Annotated in this window: 18 protein-coding genes; 7 read left to right on the forward strand and 11 right to left on the reverse strand. The window is 69.4% G+C overall.

Annotated features, from left to right (window positions below; genetic code table 11):
- Positions 1-23 precede the first annotated feature (23 nt).
- The 4 genes from atzF to ACYVN4_RS28515 form a co-directional block, all read right to left on the reverse strand.
- Entirely contained in the window at positions 24-1,742 is a 1,719-nt protein-coding gene (gene atzF, locus ACYVN4_RS28500) for an allophanate hydrolase (protein WP_460725096.1), read from the reverse strand.
- Positions 1,743-5,357 carry an urea carboxylase gene (uca, locus tag ACYVN4_RS28505; RefSeq protein ID WP_460725097.1) on the reverse strand — a complete coding sequence of 1,205 codons (3,615 nt, stop codon included), beginning with the start codon at positions 5,355-5,357 and terminating at the stop codon, positions 1,743-1,745.
- A 3-nt stretch (positions 5,358-5,360) separates the two neighbouring features.
- Positions 5,361-6,074: a GntR family transcriptional regulator gene (locus tag ACYVN4_RS28510; protein ID WP_460725098.1), complete on the reverse strand. Its 714-nt coding sequence runs from the start codon at positions 6,072-6,074 to the stop codon at positions 5,361-5,363.
- 87 nt (positions 6,075-6,161) lie between these two features.
- Positions 6,162-6,794 carry a TetR/AcrR family transcriptional regulator gene (locus ACYVN4_RS28515; RefSeq protein WP_460725099.1) on the reverse strand — a complete coding sequence of 211 codons (633 nt, stop codon included), beginning with the start codon at positions 6,792-6,794 and terminating at the stop codon, positions 6,162-6,164.
- Between the two features lie 57 nt (positions 6,795-6,851).
- On the opposite strand from ACYVN4_RS28515, the gene ACYVN4_RS28520 reads away from it, so the two are divergent.
- The gene (locus ACYVN4_RS28520) at positions 6,852-8,009 is read left to right on the forward strand and encodes a glycosyltransferase (RefSeq protein ID WP_460725100.1); all 1,158 of its coding nucleotides are present in this window, start codon (positions 6,852-6,854) and stop codon (positions 8,007-8,009) included.
- A gap of 212 nt (positions 8,010-8,221) precedes the next feature.
- Here the strand turns inward: ACYVN4_RS28520 and ACYVN4_RS28525 are convergent, their stop codons facing one another.
- Positions 8,222-9,037 carry a class I SAM-dependent methyltransferase gene (locus tag ACYVN4_RS28525; protein ID WP_460725101.1) on the reverse strand — a complete coding sequence of 272 codons (816 nt, stop codon included), beginning with the start codon at positions 9,035-9,037 and terminating at the stop codon, positions 8,222-8,224.
- Positions 9,038-9,123: 86 nt separating this feature from the next.
- On the opposite strand from ACYVN4_RS28525, the gene ACYVN4_RS28530 reads away from it, so the two are divergent.
- Positions 9,124-9,546 (forward strand): helix-turn-helix domain-containing protein, encoded by a 423-nt coding sequence (locus ACYVN4_RS28530; protein ID WP_460725102.1) that lies wholly within the window; start codon positions 9,124-9,126, stop codon positions 9,544-9,546.
- A gap of 13 nt (positions 9,547-9,559) precedes the next feature.
- Here ACYVN4_RS28530 and ACYVN4_RS28535 read toward each other — a convergent pair whose 3' ends face one another.
- Entirely contained in the window at positions 9,560-10,042 is a 483-nt protein-coding gene (locus tag ACYVN4_RS28535; protein ID WP_460725103.1) for a MarR family winged helix-turn-helix transcriptional regulator, read from the reverse strand.
- Between the two features lie 103 nt (positions 10,043-10,145).
- Here ACYVN4_RS28535 and ACYVN4_RS28540 point away from each other — a divergent pair, with 103 nt between their 5' ends.
- The 4 genes from ACYVN4_RS28540 (at position 10,146) to ACYVN4_RS28555 (ending at position 13,448) form a co-directional block, all read left to right on the forward strand.
- Entirely contained in the window at positions 10,146-10,784 is a 639-nt protein-coding gene (locus ACYVN4_RS28540; RefSeq protein WP_460725104.1) for a DUF4386 domain-containing protein, read from the forward strand.
- A gap of 39 nt (positions 10,785-10,823) precedes the next feature.
- Positions 10,824-11,588: an SDR family NAD(P)-dependent oxidoreductase gene (locus tag ACYVN4_RS28545; protein ID WP_460725105.1), complete on the forward strand. Its 765-nt coding sequence runs from the start codon at positions 10,824-10,826 to the stop codon at positions 11,586-11,588.
- Between the two features lie 98 nt (positions 11,589-11,686).
- Complete coding sequence (gene sigI / locus ACYVN4_RS28550; RefSeq protein ID WP_460725106.1) at positions 11,687-12,553, forward strand: RNA polymerase sigma factor SigI; 867 nt, start codon at positions 11,687-11,689, stop codon at positions 12,551-12,553.
- Positions 12,554-12,626: 73 nt separating this feature from the next.
- Positions 12,627-13,448, forward strand: a complete 822-nt coding sequence (locus ACYVN4_RS28555; RefSeq protein WP_460725107.1) for a hypothetical protein — start codon at positions 12,627-12,629, stop codon at positions 13,446-13,448.
- 9 nt (positions 13,449-13,457) lie between these two features.
- Here ACYVN4_RS28555 and ACYVN4_RS28560 read toward each other — a convergent pair whose 3' ends face one another.
- From ACYVN4_RS28560 to ACYVN4_RS28575, 4 genes are read right to left on the reverse strand one after another with little or no spacing between them, the layout of a single operon-like run.
- On the reverse strand, positions 13,458-15,161 hold the full coding sequence (locus ACYVN4_RS28560) for a thiamine pyrophosphate-binding protein (RefSeq protein WP_460725108.1): 1,704 nt from the start codon (positions 15,159-15,161) through the stop codon (positions 13,458-13,460).
- A 5-nt stretch (positions 15,162-15,166) separates the two neighbouring features.
- Positions 15,167-15,937, reverse strand: a complete 771-nt coding sequence (locus tag ACYVN4_RS28565) for a cyclase family protein (protein ID WP_460725109.1) — start codon at positions 15,935-15,937, stop codon at positions 15,167-15,169.
- A gap of 39 nt (positions 15,938-15,976) precedes the next feature.
- The gene (bla, locus tag ACYVN4_RS28570; RefSeq protein WP_460725110.1) at positions 15,977-16,900 is read right to left on the reverse strand and encodes a class A beta-lactamase; all 924 of its coding nucleotides are present in this window, start codon (positions 16,898-16,900) and stop codon (positions 15,977-15,979) included.
- Positions 16,901-16,947: 47 nt separating this feature from the next.
- Positions 16,948-18,723, reverse strand: a complete 1,776-nt coding sequence (locus ACYVN4_RS28575) for a penicillin-binding transpeptidase domain-containing protein (protein WP_460725111.1) — start codon at positions 18,721-18,723, stop codon at positions 16,948-16,950.
- Positions 18,724-18,878: 155 nt separating this feature from the next.
- Here ACYVN4_RS28575 and ACYVN4_RS28580 point away from each other — a divergent pair, with 155 nt between their 5' ends.
- Positions 18,879-19,769 carry a serine hydrolase gene (locus tag ACYVN4_RS28580; RefSeq protein WP_460725112.1) on the forward strand — a complete coding sequence of 297 codons (891 nt, stop codon included), beginning with the start codon at positions 18,879-18,881 and terminating at the stop codon, positions 19,767-19,769.
- A gap of 51 nt (positions 19,770-19,820) precedes the next feature.
- On the opposite strand, the gene ACYVN4_RS28585 is transcribed toward ACYVN4_RS28580, so the two are convergent.
- Entirely contained in the window at positions 19,821-20,783 is a 963-nt protein-coding gene (locus tag ACYVN4_RS28585; RefSeq protein ID WP_460725113.1) for a LysR family transcriptional regulator, read from the reverse strand.
- Positions 20,784-20,810: the final 27 nt, after the last annotated feature.

Consider the following 20,810-nt stretch of genomic DNA (forward strand, 5'->3'; position numbering starts at 1 on the left):
GGAGACGGGCTGTGGCAGGGCTGTCAGCGGCTACTCAGATAGGTTGTCCAGCTTCTGTGGTCGGTGATGTCGAGGGCGGTGGCGGTGGCGTTGTGGGTGGCGGTGAAGCCGACCACGGTGCGGCCGTCGTCCAGGTCGATAGCTGTTAGAGCCATGGGGGCCGGGAGGGTGGCGAGGAAGCGGCCCAGGGCGGCGGGGGAGAGGCGGTAGAGCTCGCCTGAGATGGGTGCTCCGGCACCGGGTTCGGTGCGGACCAGGCCGGGTTTGGGTGGGGTGGTGTCCATGGCGGTGAGGCGATAGGCGTCGGTGGTGTGGATGGCGCCGGTGAAGCGGGCGGCGAGGTCCTCGAGTTGCCAGTAGAGGGGTTGGCCGCGGAGGTGGGCGCCGAAGACAGCGAGGTCTACGCCGGAGGGGACGAAAAGTGGTGCGGGCCCGGGGTTGTGGAGTCGGGCTGCGATGTCTATGGCGACTTGGTCGGCGAAGGCGGGGACGACGACCATGACGCCGAAGGGAGCACCCTCGGCCGTCGGGGTGCCGGGAACCGCTACGGCGGCCATGTCGAGCAGGTTGCAGAAGTTGGTGTAGGTGCCTAGTCGTCGATTGGTGGCGATCGGGTCCGCGGCGACTTCCCCGAGGGAGGGATGGTCGGTGGTGGTCGGTAGCACCAGGGCGTCGAAGGGTTCCAGTAGCACCCGCGCGGTGGCGCGGGCGCGGGCCAGGGTGTCGAGGTCAGTGGCGAAGGCCGGGCCGGTGGTCGCCGCGGCCGCGGCGATGATGGCCGCGACCGTCGGGTCGGCACCGGACGGGTGGGTGTCGAGGAATTCGCCGACGGCGGCGTGACGCTCGGCGACGATCGCGCCGTCGTAGAGCAGGCCCGCGGCTTCGAGTAGGACCGTGATGTCGACGGCTTCGACCTTGCACCCGACGGCGACCGCTTCGGCCACCGTTCGGTCGAAGGCTTCGCGATACTGCGGGCTCAGCTCGGTCAGGTTCATCGGGTCGGGGATGGCGAGCCGTGGCTGACGTGGCGCGGCCAGGCGGACATCGGCGGGCCAGCTCCGGCTGCGCGGGTCGCGGGTTTCGGGACCGGCCATGAGGGCGGCGGCCGCGACGGCGAGGTCCAGGTCGGCGGCGAAGACGGTGACGGCGTCGTAGTCCGCGCACGCCGGGACGACACCGTCGGTGGGAATGATGCCGAGGGTGGCCTTGAGGCCGACGATGCCCTGGAAGGCGGCGGGTACGCGTCCGGATCCCGCTGTGTCGGTGCCGATTCCGAGATCGGCGAGCCCCAGCGCCACCGCGACCGCCGAACCCGAACTGGAGCCGCCGGAGATCAGGCGCGGGTCGTGGGCGTTGCGGACTGCGCCGTAGGGGCTGCGGGTGCCGACCAGCCCGGTGGCGAACTGGTCCATATTGGTCTTGCCGAGCACGATCGCCCCGGCCGCGACCAGCCGCTGCACCGCGGTGGCGGATTCGACCGGCGTGTAAGCGAATTCGGGGCAGCCCGCGGTGGTCGGCAGGCCCGCTACATCGATATTGTCCTTGACCGCGACGAGCAGCCCGGCCAGCGGCAATTCCGCGCCCGCGGCGAGTCGCTGTTCCAATGCCACCGCCTCGGCGCGGACCCGCGCCTGATCGCGCAGGGTGATCCAGACTTCGGGTCGATCGGTTTCGGTGATCCGGCGGTAGGCGGCCTCGACGCGAGCGGTCGGGGTGGGGCGTGCGGCGGGATGGGTGCTCATTCAGTCGACTCCGATCACGGCTAGGGGTGTTCCGGGTTGCACCTGGCTGCCGGGTGCGGCGAGAACGCGCAGCACCGTGCCGGTGGCCGGACTGACAACGGGCAGTTCGAGTTTCATCGCCTCGAGCACGGCGACGGGTTCACCGGCGTTCAGGCGGGTTCCGGGCGTGACCTCCATGCGCCAGACATTGCCGACCATGGGAGCCGTCACGACGGTAGCGCCCGGTGGCAGATCGGCGAGATGATCCACGGGTGCGGGTGGGGCGGTGGCCGCCACGAAGGCGCGGTCGAATTCCCCGGCGGCGTGCCAGGCCTGCTTCTCGGCCTCGAACGCCGCCTGCTGGCGTTCCTCGAACGCGCCGATGTCGGCGGCGTTGTCCCGCAGCAACGTCAGATGATCGGCGAGCGCGAAGCTGCCCTCGCTGATCTCGACGTCCAGGCGTCCGGCGCGCGCGGCGGCCCGGTGCTCGAGCAGCTGCTCGGCCGAAACCGGTTCCCACACAATGCGATCGAAGAATCGAAACAGCCACGGGGTGCCGTCCTCGAACGGCGCGCTCTGCCGATAGCTCGACCAGATCGGGACGGTGCGGCCGATCAGCTGATAGCCGCCGGGTGATTCCATGCCGTACACGCACAGGTATTTGCCGCCGATCCCGACCGCGTCCGACGGGGTCCAGGTGCGTGCCGGGTTGTATTTGGTGGTGACCAGCCGATGCCGGGGATCCAACGGAACCGCCAGGGGCGCACCGAGATACACGTCGCCCAGGCCCAGCACCAGATATTCGGCGTCGAAGACGGTGCGTCGGACCGCGTCGATGTCGTCGAGCCCGTTGATGCGGCGGATGAATTCGATATTGGACGGCAGCCAGGGCGCGGTGTCGCGAATCCCGTTGCGGTAGCGGTCGATCGCCTCGGCGATCGAGGGATCGTCGAACGACAGCGGCAGCCGGATCGTGCGCGACGGCACCACCATATCGGCGGTGGCGGGCAGCTGTTCCTCGAGCTCGCTCAGTAGACCCAGCAGCCGGAACTGCGGCAGGACTTCGGGATCGATATGGATGTGCAGCGAACGCACGCCCGGGGTGATGTCGAGGATGCCGCGCGGCGCGGCCGCGGCCAGCGCACCCGACAGGGCGTGCACACGCATCCGCAGACCCAGATCCAGCACCATCTCGCCGTACTCGACGAGAATATTGTCGTCGCCGCCCCGCAGGTAGGACACCGCCGGGCGATCCGGACCCGCCGCGCGGTGGCCGAGCACGCCCCGATCTCGCAGTGCCGCAGCCTCATCGGGGAGCAGCGCGCACGCCCGGGCGGCCGGGTCGCGGCGCAGGGCGGTGGCGGCGTCGTCACCGACGGGCCGGAAACGCAGCCCGTCGCCGGGCCGCACCTGGCCGAGTTTCCAGCGATGCGCCGACACGACCGTCAGCGGGCAGGCGAATCCGCCGAGGCTGGGGCCGTCGGGGCCGAGCAGGATCGGGGTGTCACCGGAGACGTTCACAGCGCCGACGCTGTACGGGTTGTCGTGCAGATTCGACGGATGCAGTCCGGCGTCACCGCCGTCGGGACGCGACCACTGCGGCTTCGGTCCCTCGAGCCGAATCCCGGTCCGGTTCGCGTGACTGCCCACCCGCCAGGTGTATTCGTAGAACTGCGCCATATCGGCATCGGTGAAGTAGGCCGGAGCGGTCTGTGGTCCCTCGCCGACGGCTAACTGCCACTCGTGGGTGAAGACCGGCCGCCGGGCGAGCGGCACAGCCGAAGTCGCCTGCAGGGCATGGCTTCCCGATGCAGCCACCGCCAGCACGTCACCGTCGATGACCGCGCCACCCGTCACCCCGCCGAAGCCGCCGAGCGCGAACGTGCTCGAACTGCCGTGGTAGAGCGGGGCATCGAGGCCACCGCGCACGGCCAGGTAGGTGCGCAGGCCCGCGTCGGACGGTGCGCCGATATCGAGTACCGCGCCCGCATCCACCGTGACCGGCTCCCACATCGGTACGGGAATGTCGTCGACGGTCACCACGGCGGGCGCGCCGCTCACACATACCACGGCCGGACCGGAGAACCGCAGCCGCGGCCCCTGCAAGGTGCACTCCAGACCCGGTGCGCCGGGCGGATTGCCGACCGCGGTATTGGCCAGCGTGAACGACAGGTCGTCCATCGGGCCCGAGGGCGGAATTCCGACCTCCCACAGTCCGATTCGGCCCGGATGGTCCTGCACGGTGGTCATGGTGCCCGCCCGCAGCACATCGATCCGGCGGGTCGCCCAGCCGATCTCGGCCAGACTGCTCGTGACGTGCGCGGCGGCCCGCACCACCGGCGCGGCCGCGGCCGCCCGCAGTTGCGGCAGATTGGTCTGCACCCCGTACACGCGGGTGACGGTGAGCGCCTGCGTCAAACGATCGAGGGCCGCGTCACGAGTGTCGGCGTGCGTGATGACCTTGGCCAGCAGTGGGTCGTAGTACGGGCTCACCTCGGTACCGGTGCTCACCCAGGTGTCGACGCGCGCGGTGTCCGGAAACTCTGCGTGGGTGATCGATCCGGCGCTGGGCCGGTAGTCGTTGCCGGGATCCTCGGCGTACACCCGGGCCTCGACCGCCCACCCCCGGAGCTCCGGCCCGTCGTCGGCGATGCCGTCCAGCACCGTGGTGTCACCACCCGCGAGACGCAGCATCCACGCCACCAGATCGACGCCGGTCACCGCCTCGGTCACCGGATGTTCCACCTGCAGCCGGGTATTCATCTCCAGGAACGACGCGGCACCCCGCTCGGTGTCGTAGACGAATTCGACCGTGCCCGCCGACCGATAGTCGACCGATCGCGCCAAAGCCCGTGAGCTGCTGAGCAACTCCGCTACGACCGCGTCCGGCAGGTCCGGTGCGGGCGCCTCCTCGAGCACCTTCTGATTGCGCCGCTGCAGCGAGCAGTCCCGCGTACCCAGGCTCACCACCCGGCCGCGGCCGTCGCCGAAGAGTTGGACCTCCACGTGCCGGGCGCAGGTCACGAAGCGTTCCAGGAACACCCCGGCCGAAGCGAAATTCGTTGCGGCCAAACGCTGCACCCGGTCGTAGGCGGTGCGGACCTCGTCCGCGGTGTGGCACGCCTGCATGCCGATCCCGCCGCCGCCACCGACCGCCTTGAGCATGACCGGATACCCGATGCGTTCGGCCTCGGCGACGGCATGCTCGACCGAATCGAGGATGCCGCTGCCCGGGATCAGCGGCACGCCGACCGCCCGGGCCGCCTCGCGGGCGGTGTGCTTGTCGCCGAACACCCGCAGCTGCTGGGGTGTCGGCCCGACGAAACGCAGCCCGGCCGCCGCCACCTCGGTCGCGAAATCGGCGTTCTCCGAGAGGAATCCGTAGCCGGGGTGGATGGCGCCCGCCCCGCCGGCGAGCGCGGCCTCCAGCACCCGTTCGGTGCGCAGGTACGACTGTGAAGCCGGCCCCGGTCCCAGCGCCACGGCCGCGTCGGCCATCCGGACGTGCGGTGCGCCGAGGTCGGCCTCGGAGTAGACCGCGATCGTCTTCAGACCCAGTATTTTCGCGCTCCGCATGATGCGGCAGGCGATCTCACCCCGGTTCGCTATCAACAGGGTGTCGAAATCCGAGCTCACCGGCTACTCCTGCACGTCGGCGAGGGTCATGGCGATCATGGCGCGCGTGACGCGGTCGACGACCACATCCAGCGATTCGCCGATATGCCGTCGCAGCAGCTCGTGTGCCAGCCGAAGGTCGTGGGCCAGCACGGCATCCAGGATCGCGAGATGCTCGGCGATGGTCACCTCGACCCGGTTGTTGACCATGAAGTCGAACATCCGCACGTGCCGGATGCGCGCGTTCACCGCCACCAGTGCGCGCACCATCTCCCGATTGCCCGACGCGGTCAGCAGCGCGATGTGGAATTGCTCGTCCACCACCACGAATCCCGGTTCCTGCGCGGGCGGATCGAGCCGCAGCGCCAGCCAGCGCTCCCGTTCCTGCCGCAGCGCGTCCAGATCGTGCCGGACCGCCGGATTGTCGACCGCGCGCTGAATACCGCCGAGCTCGAGGGTGATTCGCAGCTCGTACAGATCACGCACCAGCGGGATGCTGGGCCGCACCGGAGTGAAGCCGACCTCGTCGCGCTGCAGCAGCCCGTCGGACCACAGCATGGCCAGCGCCTCGCGCGCCGGTGTCCGCGAAATGCCGAAGCGCGCGGAGACCTTCGGCTCGGTCAGCCGCTGCCCGAACTTGATCCGCCCGTTCATGAGCTCGTCGCGCAACGCGGAATACACCACGTCCCGCAGATGACCACTCACGCCTTCGGTTTGTGTATCCACTGGGGTCGACATGCCGGTATACGGTATGAAGCGGCCATTTCCCTTGTGTCACTGCACGTTACCGTCAGGTAAGAGGGAACTCACTGCCCGGTGGTGGGGTCAGGAACTCGCGAGTAGCGCCGTCACGAGAGTGGCGGCGACGAATTGCTCTGTCTCCGAACCGGTCCAACCGCGGTCGATCATGAGCGAGCGGTAGACGTCGTAGGTGGTCAGGGCGTACATCATGTCGGCGGCGCGCTCGGGAGTCAGGCCGGGTTTGAGCGCGCCCTTGGCGGCCAGGTGCGGGGTGATGTGCCGGGGTCCGTCGTAGCGGCCCTGTTCGGCGGCGGTGAGGAATGCGCTCACCTCGGCGTCGACCGCGGCGGTGACCCGCATGACGTCGAGCAGCCCGAGATAGCGCTCGGAGACCGTGCGCATGTGCGCCGCGTACAGCGCCAACTGCCGGGCCGGATCGGGTTCGGCGAACAGTTCGCGCACCCAGGCGCGCTCCGGCGGCGGGGTCGCGGCCTCCTCGTCGGGACCGGCGACCAGCACGGCCGCGGTCTCGGCGAGCACGCCGACCTTGGTGCCGAATGCCTGGTAGATGGTCTGCACATGCACCCCGGCGGCATCCGCGACGGCCTGCAGAGTCGTTGCGGCATAGCCGCGTTCGGCGAACAGCGCGGCGGCGGCCTCGGCAATGCGGCGACGCGTCGCCAGGCGGCGGGCACCGCCGCGGGATGCGGTTGACATGCTCACCAGCATAACTATAGTTCACTATATAGCTCGCTATACCAAGGGAGGGTTGGCATGCGCATTCTCATCGCGACAACGCCCATGGAAGGGGTGTTCGCGCCCGTGGCCCCGCTCGCCGCGGCGCTGCAGTCGGCGGGACATCGAGTACTGGTCGCCACGGCCCCCCAGCTCACCGCCCGGGTGCGCGCGGCCGGGCTGCCCGCGGTCGAGGCCGGGCCGGATGCGCCGGACGCCGCGGCCGAGGCGGTGACGCTGCCGGAATTCGCGGCCGGAACCCAGCCCTGGCGAATCGGGGCGGTGATGTTCGCGAAGGTCATGGCCCCACGCAAGCTGGCCGATCTGAGCGCGATCGCCGAGCGTTTCGCACCGGAGCTGGTGCTGCACGCGCCGGTCGATCTGGCCGCCCCGATCCTGGCCGTCCGCCTCGGCATCCCGTCGATCACCTACGGCACCGGGCTCATGCTCGAACCCGAGCTGGTCGCGGCCATGGCGGAATGGGTGGCGCCGGTGTGGCATTCGGCGGGTCTCGAACCCGACGAGCACGCCGGGCTGTACCGGCACGGCTACCTGGATCCGGTTCCGTCGAGCCTGCAGCCCGATCTCGGTGTGGCGGCGGCCATTACGCAGCCGATTCGCCCCGCCGTCTCCGGCCAGGCCACCGACGAATTACCGGAATCGATTCGCCGCCTGGGGGATCGGCCGGTGGTGTACTTCTCGCTGGGAACCGTGCCGATCTTCAACCAGCCGGGCGCGTTCGGCCCGCTGCTCGCCGGGCTGGCGGACTCGGGTGCGGATGTCGTCGTGACGGTCGGCACCGGCACCGACCCGGCCGCGCTGGGACCGGTTCCATCCAATATCCATGTGACACAGTGGCTCTCGCTCGCGGCGATGCTGCCCCGATGTGATGCCGTGCTGTGTCACGCCGGGGCGGGAACCACGCTCGCGGCACTGTCGTACGGGCTGCCCCTGGTGCTCTCACCGCGCGGCGCCGACCAATTCCCGACGGCCGCCGCCTGCCGGGCAGCGGGTGCGGCACAGGTATTGGCCCCGGATGCGATCACCCCGGCCGCCGTGCACGCCGCGGTCCACGCCGTGCTGAGCGACGAGTCCTATCGAAGCGCCGCCGCCCAGTTGCGTACAGAGATCGCAGCCCGCCCTTCCTCGGAGTCCGCCGCGCGATCCCTGCTCGACGGATTCGCCGTCGGGGCGTGACCGTTGCCGGCGGTCGCCGGACGGATGTACGCCGTATGCTGCTCGAACTGGTCGGGGAGTTCGAGGGAGGATCGGCCTGTACACCCTGAGCATGCTGTTCAAACAGTCCAGCGCCCACTTCCGCCCCGCGCCGATCCCGGTCTACCCGCCGCCGTACCCGCAGGGCCCGTACCCCACGGGCCCCCAAGGCTTCTGACGCGTTTCGCGGCCGGTCAGGCGCGAGCCGTGACGAGCCAGCAGGCGGCGGTGAAGACCGCCTCGGAATCGCGCAGGTAGGGGGCGAAGGCGGGGCGGATGGTGTCGATGACCTTCGCGCGGGTGGCGTCGTCGGCGTCGGCGAGGGCCAGGCCGACCGGGCCGAGGCGGGAGATGTAGGGAGTCAGATCCTCCTCGGGCATGGCGCATTCGAGGTCGATCGGGGTGAGAGCGACGTCGGTCCAGCCGCCCTCGGTCAGGACCGCCCTGGTGTGGGCGGGGTTGGCGAGGCCGAATTGGCCGGGGGTGTCGGGGATTCGGGGCGGCAGGTCGAGCAGGGGAGCGGCGGCGCGTTCGGCGGTGGTGAAGAAGGGGTTGTCCTCGGGGGTGCGCCAGACGATGCAGGCGAGACTGCCGCCGGGACGGGCGGCCCGGCGGAGATTGGTGAAGGCGGCCACCGGGTCGGGGAAGAACATGACGCCGAAGCGGGAGATGATCAAGTCATAGGTGGGCTCGAAGGCGTGGGTCTGCGCGTCGGCCTGAACGAAACTCACCGGGAGAGCCTCGATGTCGGGGCTCGCGAGGGCGGCGGTGATCATCGGTTCGGAGATGTCGATGCCGGTGCATCGGGCATCCAGGGCGCGGGCGACCGCGAAAGTCGTGCAGCCGGTGCCGCATCCGACATCGAGCACCTGGTGGGCGTCGACGGCGCGGGCCGCGGTCACCAGAACGTCCTCGAAGGGGCGCAGGAGCCGGGTGACGATGTCCTGCAGCTCCACCCAGGCATTGCCGGAAGGGCCGTTCCAGCGGGCGGATTGATCGATGTCGGGCACGGTCGCGGTCCTTCGGTGGGGGACGATCGGGAGAGCTACACTGTCCCAATTCAAGTCGACTTGAAGTCAAGGCGCGGGGTGATCGCGTGAGCAATCTGGATATCGCCGAGGTGGTGCGCCGATCCGGTGTTCCCGCTTCGACCTTGCGGTACTACGAGGAGCGGGGCCTCATCGTCTCGACCGGCCGCCGCGGGTTACGTCGGCAATTCGACGAGTCGGTGCTGGAGCAATTGGCGCTGATCGCGCTCGGCCGCACCGCCGGATTCGCTCTCGACGACATCGTGCGCCTGTTCGGGCCGCAGGGCGAACTGCAGGTCGACCGTGGACTGCTGCTCGGCAAGGCCGACGAATTGGATCGCACCATCAAGGAATTGAGCGCGGTGCGCGACGGCCTGCGGCACGCCGCCGCCTGCCCGTCCCCGAATCACGGGGACTGCCCGAGCTTCCGGCACCTGCTGGGCGAGGTCATGGCGGGCCGGATCGCCGCCCTCGAAGCCCTGATCCCCTGACGATCCGCGTCGATCACACCGTCTTGTAGCCCGGGTGCACGCCAGGGATCAGGCCCTGGTCGGCGGCGACGCGGACCAGCAAATCCGACAGTTGCTTGTGTTCCTCCGGTGTCAGTGACCGACACAGGTGCGCCTCGGCTTCGCGTGCGACAGCGCCCAATTGGCCGAGCATGGTGCGGCCCTCGGCGGTCAGGTACAGCGCGTGCTGCCGCCGATCCTCGGGATTGCGTTTGCGTTCGATGAGCCCGCGCTCCTCGAGCTTGTCGGCGAACTGAACGAAGCGGCTGGGCGGCATGCCCAGTTCGTCGGCGAGCTCGCGTTGGCTGCGACCGGGCTGGGCGATGAGCAGTCGGAGCAGTCCGGCCTGGGCGGGGGTGAGGTCGAGGGCGGCCGTGCGCTCGGCGAATCGATTGGCGGCATAGGCCCCGACCTGGGCCAACAGGAACCCGACGGCGGTCAGGGCGCGCTGCGGCGCGAACTCCTCTTTCCCATCCATGCGGGCAATAGTAGCAGCGGACAAATAATAGACGCTTGACAATCGTTACAGATTGTAATCATTATTTGAGCAGTACGGTTCACCCGAGATTGAGGAACCCGCGATGAGCACCACTGCCGCTCGCACCACCCCCGTCACTCGCACCAACCTCGCCGTTCTGGCCCCCGCCGCCGCGTTCGCGGCGCTCACCATCGCCTACGTCGCCGCCAATGCGCGCACCCCGCACCCGGACGCCAGCGGTGTCGACGTCCTCGCCTACACCACCGCGCACACCGGACTCATCCATGTCGGCGCGCTGCTGCTGATGCTGTCGGCCGCACCGCTGGTCATCGTCACCGGAATCATCCAGAACGTGCTGCGTGGGCCGTCCATCCTCACCATCGGCGGCGCGCTCGCCGCGGGCGGACTCACCTTCAGTGCCGTCTTCGGCTGGGCCGGCTCCCGGTTGAACGGTTCCGCCGCACCGGATCTGGCACGAACCCTCGCCGACCTCGGCTACCTGTCCGGCGGACCCGCCTTCGCCGGCGGATTCGGGCTACTGGCCATCGGCATCGCGATTCCCGCACTGCTGGAACGGAAGCTGCCCGGCTGGCTGATCTGGTGTGGCTTGGGTATCGCCGTGGTGGCCGCGTTGTCCACCCTCGCGCTGGTCGCCGCCCCGTTCGGATTCCTGCTGCCGGTGGTGCGCTTCGGCGGGCTGCTGTGGCTGGTCGCCGTCGCCGTCATCCTGTCCCGTCGCTGAATCAACCGCTCTACCAATCGCATCGAAAGGTTCACCGCCATGCTCAGCACCTACTCCGACCTCGATGGCAAGACCGCCGTGCTCACCGGGGGCTCCCGCGGCATCGGCGCCGAGACCGCACGACTGCTCGCCGCCCAGGGCGTGCGAGTGTGCGTCGTCGGCCGCGACAAGCAGGCACTCGACACTGTCGTCGCCGACATCAACGCGGCGGGCGGCACCGCGATCGGCGCGATTGCCGACGTCACCTCGTCCGCCGCCCTCGCCGATGTCGCAACCCTCGTGGCGGACGAATTCGGCCGGGTCGACATCCTCGCCGCGTTCGCCGGTGGAATGGGTTACCCGACACCGGCGTCCGAGCTCTCCGAGCAGCTGTGGCGGCGGGTGCTGGACTCGGATCTGACCTCGACCTTCCTGACCGTGCAGGCGTTTCTGCCGATGCTGCTGGCCCAGGGCTCGGGCAGCATCATCACCATGACCTCCTCGGCGGGCCGCCAGCCCAGCCAGGCGAATCTCGCCTACGGGGTGGCCAAGGCCGGAGTCGTCATGCTGACCCGGCACCTTGCCACCGAGCTCGGGCCGCAGGGGATCCGGGTGAATGCCATTGCGCCGTCCGCGATCCTGACCGAGAAGGTCGCCACCAACATGCCGGAGTCCGTGCAGCAGCAGGTCGCGGGGTCGCATCCGCTGCGGCGGCTGGGGTCGACCACCGATGTCGCGCAGACCGCGCTGTTCCTGGCCTCGGACGCGTCGGGGTATCTGAGCGGTATCACCATCGATGTCGCGGGTGGGCGGATCACCAACTGACCACGCCGAATCCGACCGGCGGTGGCCCTGGTGGGCCACCGCCGGTAACTTTCGGCGGGCCTGTCCCGTCGTATCTGTATGAGTACCGAGGACTTCGTATGAGCACCGAGCCCGATCCGCAGGACCGTTTCGCCGCCGCCTGGCGGCGGCAGCGCGCGTACGTGGTGGACCTGGCCTTCCGGCTGCTCGGCGATATCGGGGCCGCCGAGGACGCCGCGCAGGAGGCGTTCACCCGGCTGGCCCGCACCCGGCCCGGCGAGGTCAGCGACGAACGCGCCTGGCTGACCGTGGTGACCAGCCGGATCTGCCTGGACGAACTGCGCAGTGCGCGGGTCCGGCGTGAACGGGCCGACGATCCGGAACGGTTGGAATCCGCGGCACCGGTCGCCACGCCCCTGCCCGTCGATCCGGTCGACCGCATCACTCTGGACGAGGAGGTGCAGTTGGCGCTGTATCGGATGCTGCAGCGGCTCGGCCCTGCCGAGCGGGTGGTGCTGATCCTGCACGATGTGTTCGCCATGCCGTTCGAGTTGGTGGCCGACACCGTCGGGCGACCGGTCGGGACCTGTCGGCAGTTGGCGCGGCGGGCCCGGATCAAGATGACGGAGGCGCGGCGGCCCGACGGCCCGGTGGCCGCGGCCGAACATCGGGCGGTGACCGAACGGTTCATCGCCGCCTGTGCCGGTGGGGATCTGGCGGAGCTGCTGGTGGTGTTGGATCCCGAAGTCTGGGGGCTCGCCACCTTCCGGCCCGATTCGCCGATCGTGGCGCCGATCAGCCGGGGGCCGGACGTGGTGGCCGCCAATATGATCGCGTTCTTCGGGCCCGGGACCACACTGGTCACCCATTCGGCGTTCGGGCGGCCCGCGCTGCTCGCCTACCGCGATCGGGAGTTGTTCGGCGTGCTGGTGTTGACGGTGGCCGACGATCGGATCGTGAGCATCGAGGCGACGGTGGATCGGTAACTTTCCGGGCGGCCGTCTCGTCCTTGAAGGCATGACACACAACAGAATTCGTGCACGGCACGGAAAACTCGCGATGGCGGCAATGTTCGGCGCGATGCTGGCCTGGGGCGCCCCGGCCGCACACGCGGACGATGCCGCGCAGTACCTGGGAACGTGGAACTACGACCAGCCGCAGCGTGCGGACATGACGAATGTCGCCACCGCGGGGAAGTTCGGACTCGAGCCGCTGACCTATCCGCAGGTCGGCACCGTGGTGTTCGCGCGCGGAGCCGACGGGGACATCACGGGCCACACCGATCAGGGCTGTACCTGGCACTTCCGGGTCAATGGTGACGGGCTGGATCTGACCAGTACCGATCAATACTGCTACAACCACGTCATCGACTCCGGGTACAACATCTATCAGTGGCACGTGACTTTTCGCGATGGGCATGAGCAGGAGCTGATCCGCGCCAACAGCTATCTGCCCTACGGCACTTTCGATTTCGAGCTTGCCAATGGCAAACGTAGCCGGGCCGATGCGGCGGCTCCCGGGGACGCGGCCCGGTTGTTCAGCGGGTCCTGGGCCTACGACCCGGTCAACCCGGTGTACATGAACAACCTCACCTCGCCCGGGTATCAGGTGAAATCCGGTGTGGTGCGGATCGATTCGGTGGACGGCAGCCAGTTGGTCGCGCACACCGACGACGGGTGCGCGTGGACGCTGGACGGGCACGGCAATACCGCCGAACTCGCGCCCGCCGAGCAGACCTGCGACGTGCCCGGCGGGGTGGAGAAGATGTCGTTCTGGTCCATGTCCACCGACGGGACCCGACTGATCTCCGCCATGAACAGCACCGACCCGCAGGGCAATTTGACCTTCCTGGGCAGCGGCAGCTCGACGAGGCAGTCCTGACCGCCGGTCTCAGTGCCGGGCGAAAGCCTCCTGCAACCACCAGGATCCGCCGTCGCTGCTGATCTTCGCATCCAGCAGCAAGGGCGTATTCCGCTGGCCTGCCAGCCATTTCGGGATGATGTCGAGGTCGTCGACGGTGCGAACGACGGCGGCCTCGCACCCCGCGCCTCGGGCCAGGGCTGCGATATCGGTGTCGGGGAAGGTCACCGCGCCGAGGTCGGCGTCGCGGAAATGGTGGACCTCCGCGCCGTAGGCGTGATCGTTATAGATCACGATGAGCAGCGGAAGGCCCAGGCGCACGGCGGTTTCCAGCTCGGCGATGCCCATCAGCGCACCGCCGTCCCCGAGCGCCGCCACCGGCAGCCGATCGGGACGGGCCAGTGCCGCGCCGATGGCCGTGGCCAGCCCCAACCCGATCGACTGGAACGCCTGCGTGAAGCAGAAGCCGTACTGATCCGGGACCTCCAGGTAGGCGCTGGGATAGCCCATGAAATTGCCGGAGTCGACGGACACGATGCGTTCGGCGGGCAGCAGATCGTCGAGCGCGATGGAGAGCACGCGCGGGTCGATGCGGTCGCCGGTCGACAGGTCCTCGAACGGCACGTCACGCCACTTACCCATGGCCACACGATGTTCGGCGACGGCCGCGGTCCGATAACCGGTCCGAGCCGACACGTGCGGCAGCACATCACGCGCCGTCTCGCCGACGTCCCCGTGAACGCCGAGATCGACCGGCCGATGCGCGCCCAGCGCCGCCGCATCCGAATCCACCTGGGCCACCACGGTTCCCGGCCCGATCAGGTTCCCGTGCCGCATCGTCCACATATTCAGCGCGCACCCCCACCCGACGATCAGATCGGCCCCGGCAATGAGTTCCGCAGCGGCGGGCGAGGCGAACCCACCCGAAATCCCCAGCGACCATGGATCACCGTGGAACAGGCCGTGAGCCACCGCGGAGGTAGCGAGCAATGCCCCGGTGGACTCGGCCAACACCCGCAACTCCGGCCCGTACCCACGAGCGCCACGACCGGCGACGAACACCGGCCGAGCCGACTCCGCCAGCAGCCCGCCCAGTTTCGCGACCGCATCCGCACCAGGGCGTACCGGCTCCGGAGGCTCGGACACGGTGCGCCGACGCGAGGGCAACGATGACTCCGATACTGCGGGGATCCGGGCGGACTGGATGTCCAGCGGGAGGTTGAGGACTACGCAGCGGCGTTGGTCTCGGGCGGTGCGGAAGGCGCGGATGGTGTCGGCGATGGCGGTGTGTGGGGAGTGGATGCGTTCGGCGGTGGCGCCGACGGCGGTGGCCAAGGCGGTCTGGTCGACGCGGAAGTTGGATAGGACGGATTCGCCCGGGGTGTCGGCGGCCAGGATGAGCAGGGGTGTGCGGCTTTTCGCGGCCTCGGCGATGCCGGTGAGGGCGTTGGTGAGGCCGCAGCCCTGGTGCAGGGTGACCGCCGCGACGGTGTCGGTCATGCGGGCGTAGGCGTCGGCCATGACGGTGGCGCCGCATTCGTGGCGGGCCGCGATGTAGTCGACGCCGTGGGCGCGCAGGGCATTGGTGAGGTCGAAGTTGCCGCTGCCGACCACGCCGAAGACGCGGGAGACGCCCAGTTCGGCGAGGGTGCGGCCGACGGCCTCGCTGACGGTCGGCGGCTCGTTCACGGCCGACGGCTCGTTCGTGGTCGGCGCCTCGTTCGCGGTCGGCACCGTCGCTACCGGTCGACGAGGGCGAGAACCCGTGCGGGACTGCCGGTTCCGCCCTTGATGGGTAGCGGGCTCACGATCAGCCCGGCCCCGGTCACCGGCAGCCGGGACAGATTGCGCAGCTGGGTCAGCCCGCATTTGCCCGCGCCGAGCAGGAAATGGTGACACGGGAACGGCGGGTCGAAGCTGTGCGCCGTGCCCGCGTCGGTGCCGACTGTCTCCACGCCCATCCCGAAGATCGGTTGCTGGGCAAGCCATTCCGCGCATTCAGCGGACAGGCCGGGGGAGTGCGGGCCGGTCCCGTCGGTATTGAGGAACCGGCCCGCATCATCGGCGTAGGCATCCCAGCCGGTGCGCAGCAGCACCCAGCCACCGTCCGGCAGCGGGCCGTGCTGCTTCTGCCACTCCAGCAGATCGTCGACTTCCAGGAGGAAATCAGGGTTTCCGGCGACCCGGGCCGAAACATCGACGACCACCGCGGGAGCGATCAGCCCCCGCAGTGGCGTCGCGAGCACATCGAAACCCTGCTGCCCGGTGACCCAGTGAATCGGCACATCCAGATGCGTTCCGGTGTGTTCCCCGGTGTGGATGTTGTTCCAATACCAGCCCGGACCCCGCTCGTCGTAGTGGCTGATCTCCTCCAACCCGAACGGAATCGTGTTCGAGAACGGCGGCGGCAGTTGCAGAATCGGGGTGCCGGAATGCAGTGGTGCGGTGAGATCGATGAGGTCGGTGGAACCGTCGGCGAGCGCGGCCAACAGTGCGGTGACAGCCGTCATGGGCCTTACCTCTTCCCATTCGAGGCTGTCAGCATAGCTCTAGTGCACGGCCCCCACGGCCGCCTTGGCAGCAGCCGCCACCAGCGGATTGTCCGCTGCGGCAGCCTGATCGGCCGGCTTGGTGGTCAGCACTACGATCACCAGGGGCGCGCCGCCGCTGCTGGGCCACGTGACCGCGACGTCATTGGCCTGGCCGTAATCGCCGGTGCCGGTCTTGTCACCGGTCTTCCAGTCCGCGGGCAGTCCGGCCCGAATGCGCTGGTTGCCGGTGGTGGTGGCGATCAGCCAGTCGGTGAGCTGCTGGCGTTCGGGGGCGGGCAGTACATCGCCGAGCACGATGGCGCGATAGTCGGCGGCCAGGGCGGCCGGGGTGGTGGTGTCGCGTTCGTCGCCGGGAATGTTGGTGTTGAGCTCGGGTTCCCAGCGATCCAGGTGGGTGATCTGATCGCCGATCGAGCGCACGAAGTCGGTGACGGCCGAGGGCCCGCCGAGCAGCTTCAGCACCTGATTGGCCGCGGCGTTGTCGCTGGCTTCGATGGCGGCGGCGCAGAGTTCGCTCACCGTCATGCCGGTGGCGACATGATCCTTGGAGACCGGCGCGCCCACCGACAGGTCGGCCTCGGTGAAATGGATGACCTGATCGAAGTAGCCGCTGCTGAGCGGGTGCGCCTTCAACAGTGCCGCGCAGGCGAGGCCCTTGAATGTCGAGTCCATGGCGAACCGCTCGTCCTGCCGGTAGCCGAGCGTCTTGCCCGTTCCGGTGTCGATGGCGACCACGCCCACCCGGGCATTGTGGTCGCGTTCGAGGGCGCTCAGTGCGGCGTCGTCGGTGACGGTGATCGGGGCGGCAGTCGTGCTGGATCCCGGCTGTGCCGCTTCGCCTTTCGAGGCGGAGTCACAGCCCGCAACCAGCGGGGCGAGCAGCAGCAGCGACGCCAGCGCGCCGTATTTCAGGGTCGACAAAATAAGCCTTTCCATCTGAACTGGGAAAACGGAAGCGGTGAAACGGATCAGCGTGCAGCGCGCAGCATGCGTCCCGCGGCCTGCACGGCCGGCTCGGAACTGCCCGCGTCACTGATGAATACGGCGAACGCGAGGTCGCCGTCGATGCCGACGAACCAGCCGTGCGCGTGCTTGTCGTCGATGTATTCGGCGGTGCCGGTCTTGCCGAGCAGATCGGGGATGTCCTTCAGCGCCGTGGCGGTGCCGCCGGTAACCGTCTCGCGCATCATGGATTTCACCTGATCCGCGATTCCGGCGGGCAGCGCCGGCGGCTGCTTGTCGGGCTTACCGGGCTGCCCGGCGACCAGCGTCGGCGGCTGCACCGAGCCCTGGGCGAGCGCGGCGGCCAGCAGCGCCATGCCGAACGGCGACGCGGTCACCTTGCCCTGGCCGATGCCCTCCTCCACGCGTAATGCAGGGGTGTCGGCGGTCGGTACCTTGCCGGTCACGGTGGTCAGACCCGGTGTCACATAGTCGATTCCGAGCCCCAGCTGTGCAGCGGCGTTGGTGAGCCCGTCCGGCGCGAGCTGCACCGCCAGCCGGCCCATGGTGGTGTTGCAGGACTTGGCGAAGGCGGTGTGCAGCGGCACCTGCCCGAGGTCGAAGTTGTTGTCGTTGGGGATCTCCCGGCCCTCGATGTTCTCCTTGCCGGGGCAGGCGACCATCGCGTCCGGGGTCACCTGACCGGCCTGCAGCGCCGCGGACACGGTGACAGTCTTGAAGGTCGAACCGGGCGGATACAGCCCGGTCAACCCGATCGGGCCCTGCGCGTCCCCGGCCGCGTTCTGCGCCATGGCCAGCACGTCACCCGTCGAGGGCTGGATGGCCACGATGGCGGCGGGCGTGGTGATCGGGGTCAGCGCCGCCTCGGCCGCGCGCTGCAGTCCGATATCGAGGGTGGTGCGAATATCGGTGACCGGCTTGGGATCCGGGCCGCCGACCCGCTGCGTGCCGTCGCTGCCCTGGGCGCGGACCGCCCAGCCCGCGGCCGCGTCGGCCTGCTGCTGCCACAGATCCGATAGGCCGGAGAAGGTCGGCGAGGACAGGGCCTTGTCGACGGTCAGCAGGCGGGTCTGTTGCGCGGTGGTGACATTCGCCAGACTGGTCAGCGCGGCTTGCACGGTGGCGTAATCGGCGTCGCGCAGGATCACGGCGGTGATCGACTTGCCCTGCGCGGCAGCCAGATCCGACTGCAGGCTCGCGGCGGTGACATCCGGCGCGACCGGTGCCAGGGCGGCAGCCACGGCGGCGGTGTCCGCGCCGGGCGCGACATTCACCAGCGTCACCACCTGCTGGGTGAGCAGCGCGCCGCCGGAGCCGTCGAGCACCTTGGCCGGATCCGGATAGGCGATGGCATAGGACAGCGGGCCGACGTTCAGTCCGGGTGCGACGGTGGCCGGATCCCACTGGATCTTCCAGTCGTTGCCGGAGCGGCTGGCGCGACCGGTGGTCGTGTAGGTCCACTCGTTCTTGCCGTCCGCGCCGAGCTTCCAGGTGGCGTCGAGGGTGAAAGTGCCGCCGCTGTCGCTGGTCTCGACCTTGCTCGCGGTGAACCGCACCTGTTTGCCGAGGCTGTCGTACAGCGGGCCCAGCGCGCCGGAGGCGGCGCCCGGGTCGCTGGTCGCTGCGGCGGCGGCCTGCAGGTCGTCGCGGGTGAGCGCGTCGGCGAAACCGTCGACCGTCTTGGACAGCCCCGACGTGGAATTCGACGAGCATGCCGTCGCGGTCACCAGCATCACCGCCGCGCAGACACCGGTGAGCGTCCGCCTGCTGAACTCTGCCATGCCTGCCACCCCAACACGGATCACCGGTGACTGTCCAAGACCAACACGGTCGGAAACCGATATACCGATCGATATCGTTGCAGCGTACGGGGGATTCGACGGTTGCTGTCTCGGGTGGTCGATCGTCCGATTCGGGGACCGGGGATGCTGGACGGGTGGACGAGATCTTCCGGACGGCCGGTGTCACGGGCCGTGTGCATGCCCGTTGCTTCGACTGTGACGGCGAATTCGGCCTGGCCGCGGACGAACCGGTGGTGCTGTCCTCGGTGGTGAAGGTGCCGCTGGTGCTGGAGTTCGCGCGGCAGGTCGCGGCGGGACAGCTGGATCCGACCGATCGGGTCCGGGCCACCGCTGCCGACCGGCTCGGCGGGGTCGCGACCGCGGGCTGCCTCGACGATGTCGAGTACAGCCTGCGCGACGCGGCCTACTTCGCGCTCACCGTCAGCGACAACACCGCGGCGGATCTGCTGTTCGATCGGGTCGGGGTCGAGAATGTGCGGTCGCTGGTGCGCGAGCTCGGGCTCACCGAGACCCGGATCGTCGGCTCGCTGCGCGACATCCTCTACAGCATGGCCGAGGATATCGGCGCGCGTGACCTGCACGAATTCGCCCGGCGCTACCCGGAATCGAGTGCCGCCGACGTCTTCGGCTCGCGCGCGGTGGATCCGTTGCGGACCACCGCGAGCACCGCGCGGGAGATGACGCGGCTGCTGTGGCTGATCGGCGAGGATCGGGCCGCGATGCCGGAGGCGTGCGGCTGGGTGCGGGATCTCATGCGGCGGCAGGTCTTCGGGAATCGGCTGCCGTCGGGGTTCCCGCCCGGCACCGACATCTGGTCCAAGACCGGGACCATGCCGGGCATCCGCAATGAGATCGGGGTGGTCGGCTACCCGGACGGAAGCCGTTACGCCGTCGCGGTTTTCACCGTCTCACAGCGTCTGGACGGGCGGCAGCCCGCGGTGGACCGGGCCATCGGCGAGGCTGCGCGGGAAGCGGTCGACCGCGTTGTCCATAGTTGCCGCAGCGGATCGCTCACGGCCAGCTGACGCGGGTGTGCACTGACGGTCGGTTGCGGACAGGCGGTTGATGCGGGTCGCTCAGTGCCTGCCCGCCACCACATCCCACGGGCGGCGTCGGGGGGCGTGTGGGGCGTCCGGTATCGGGGCCGGGCGGGACGCACCGTCGCCCTGCACGACGGTCACGACGAGTTCGGCGAGTTCCCGGACCAGGGGATGCGGGGCGGCGGCAGGCCAGGTCAGGGCGAATCGCCAGCTCAAGGTGCCTTCGGGGAGCGGCCGCCACACCACGCGCGGCTCCTTCTGCGCCACCAGGCCCTGGTCGAAGGCGACGCCGCGACCGGAAAGCACCATGCCGAGCACGAATTCGGGATTGCGGGCGTGCTGCACCGAAGTGGGGCGGAAGCCGTGCTCCCAGCAGGTGCGCAGGGTGGCGTCGTAGAGGCCGGGCGCGGCGGCGCGCGGGAAGATGACCAGCCCGTGCCCGGCCAGATCGGCGAGTGTCAGGGTGGCGCGGGCGGCGAGCGGGGAATCGCGGGGCAGCACCACGCCCAGCGGGGTCTCCACGGCCGGGCCCGACTCCAGCCCGACCACGTCGACCGGATACTGCAGCAGCCCCGCGTCCAACTGCCGATCCGCCAGCAGCCGAACCTGTTCGGCGGTGGTCAGCTCATGCAGGTCGACTCGCACGTCACGGCTCTCGAACGCGGTGAGGATGGCCGCCAGCACCCGGCCCGCCAGCTCCGGCGGCACTCCCACCCGCAGCGCGTCGATCTCGCCGCGATGCGCCTTGCCCACCAGCGATGTCGCTCGTTCCCAGCGTGCGATCAGATCCCGCGCCTCGACCAGCAAGATCTGCCCCGCCTCGGTGAGTTCGACCCGGCGGCTGTCGCGATCCAGCAGCCGCGCCCCGAGATCGCTCTCCAGCTTGCGGATCCGCTGACTCAGCGCCGGTTGCGCGATGCGCAGCCGCTCGGCGGCGCGACCGAAATGCAGCTCCTCGGCCACGGCGATGAAGTAGCGCAACTGACGCAGCGGATCCATCCGACCGACGATATCGCTTTCCTTATC

The organism is Nocardia heshunensis (genome assembly GCF_054782115.1).

Excerpts from the sequence above, each read along its gene's own strand:
- atzF (WP_460725096.1), bottom strand. The coding sequence starts at position 1,742 with ATGAGCACCCATCCCGCCGCACGCCCCACCCCGACCGCTCGCGTCGAG.
- ACYVN4_RS28510 (WP_460725098.1), bottom strand. The coding sequence starts at position 6,074 with ATGTCGACCCCAGTGGATACACAAACCGAAGGCGTGAGTGGTCATCTG.
- ACYVN4_RS28515 (WP_460725099.1), bottom strand. The coding sequence starts at position 6,794 with ATGTCAACCGCATCCCGCGGCGGTGCCCGCCGCCTGGCGACGCGTCGC.
- ACYVN4_RS28520 (WP_460725100.1), top strand. The coding sequence starts at position 6,852 with ATGCGCATTCTCATCGCGACAACGCCCATGGAAGGGGTGTTCGCGCCC.
- ACYVN4_RS28535 (WP_460725103.1), bottom strand. The coding sequence starts at position 10,042 with ATGGATGGGAAAGAGGAGTTCGCGCCGCAGCGCGCCCTGACCGCCGTC.
- ACYVN4_RS28540 (WP_460725104.1), top strand. The coding sequence starts at position 10,146 with ATGAGCACCACTGCCGCTCGCACCACCCCCGTCACTCGCACCAACCTC.
- ACYVN4_RS28545 (WP_460725105.1), top strand. The coding sequence starts at position 10,824 with ATGCTCAGCACCTACTCCGACCTCGATGGCAAGACCGCCGTGCTCACC.
- sigI (WP_460725106.1), top strand. The coding sequence starts at position 11,687 with ATGAGCACCGAGCCCGATCCGCAGGACCGTTTCGCCGCCGCCTGGCGG.
- ACYVN4_RS28555 (WP_460725107.1), top strand. The coding sequence starts at position 12,627 with ATGGCGGCAATGTTCGGCGCGATGCTGGCCTGGGGCGCCCCGGCCGCA.
- ACYVN4_RS28565 (WP_460725109.1), bottom strand. The coding sequence starts at position 15,937 with ATGACGGCTGTCACCGCACTGTTGGCCGCGCTCGCCGACGGTTCCACC.
- ACYVN4_RS28575 (WP_460725111.1), bottom strand. The coding sequence starts at position 18,723 with ATGGCAGAGTTCAGCAGGCGGACGCTCACCGGTGTCTGCGCGGCGGTG.
- ACYVN4_RS28585 (WP_460725113.1), bottom strand. The coding sequence starts at position 20,783 with ATGGATCCGCTGCGTCAGTTGCGCTACTTCATCGCCGTGGCCGAGGAG.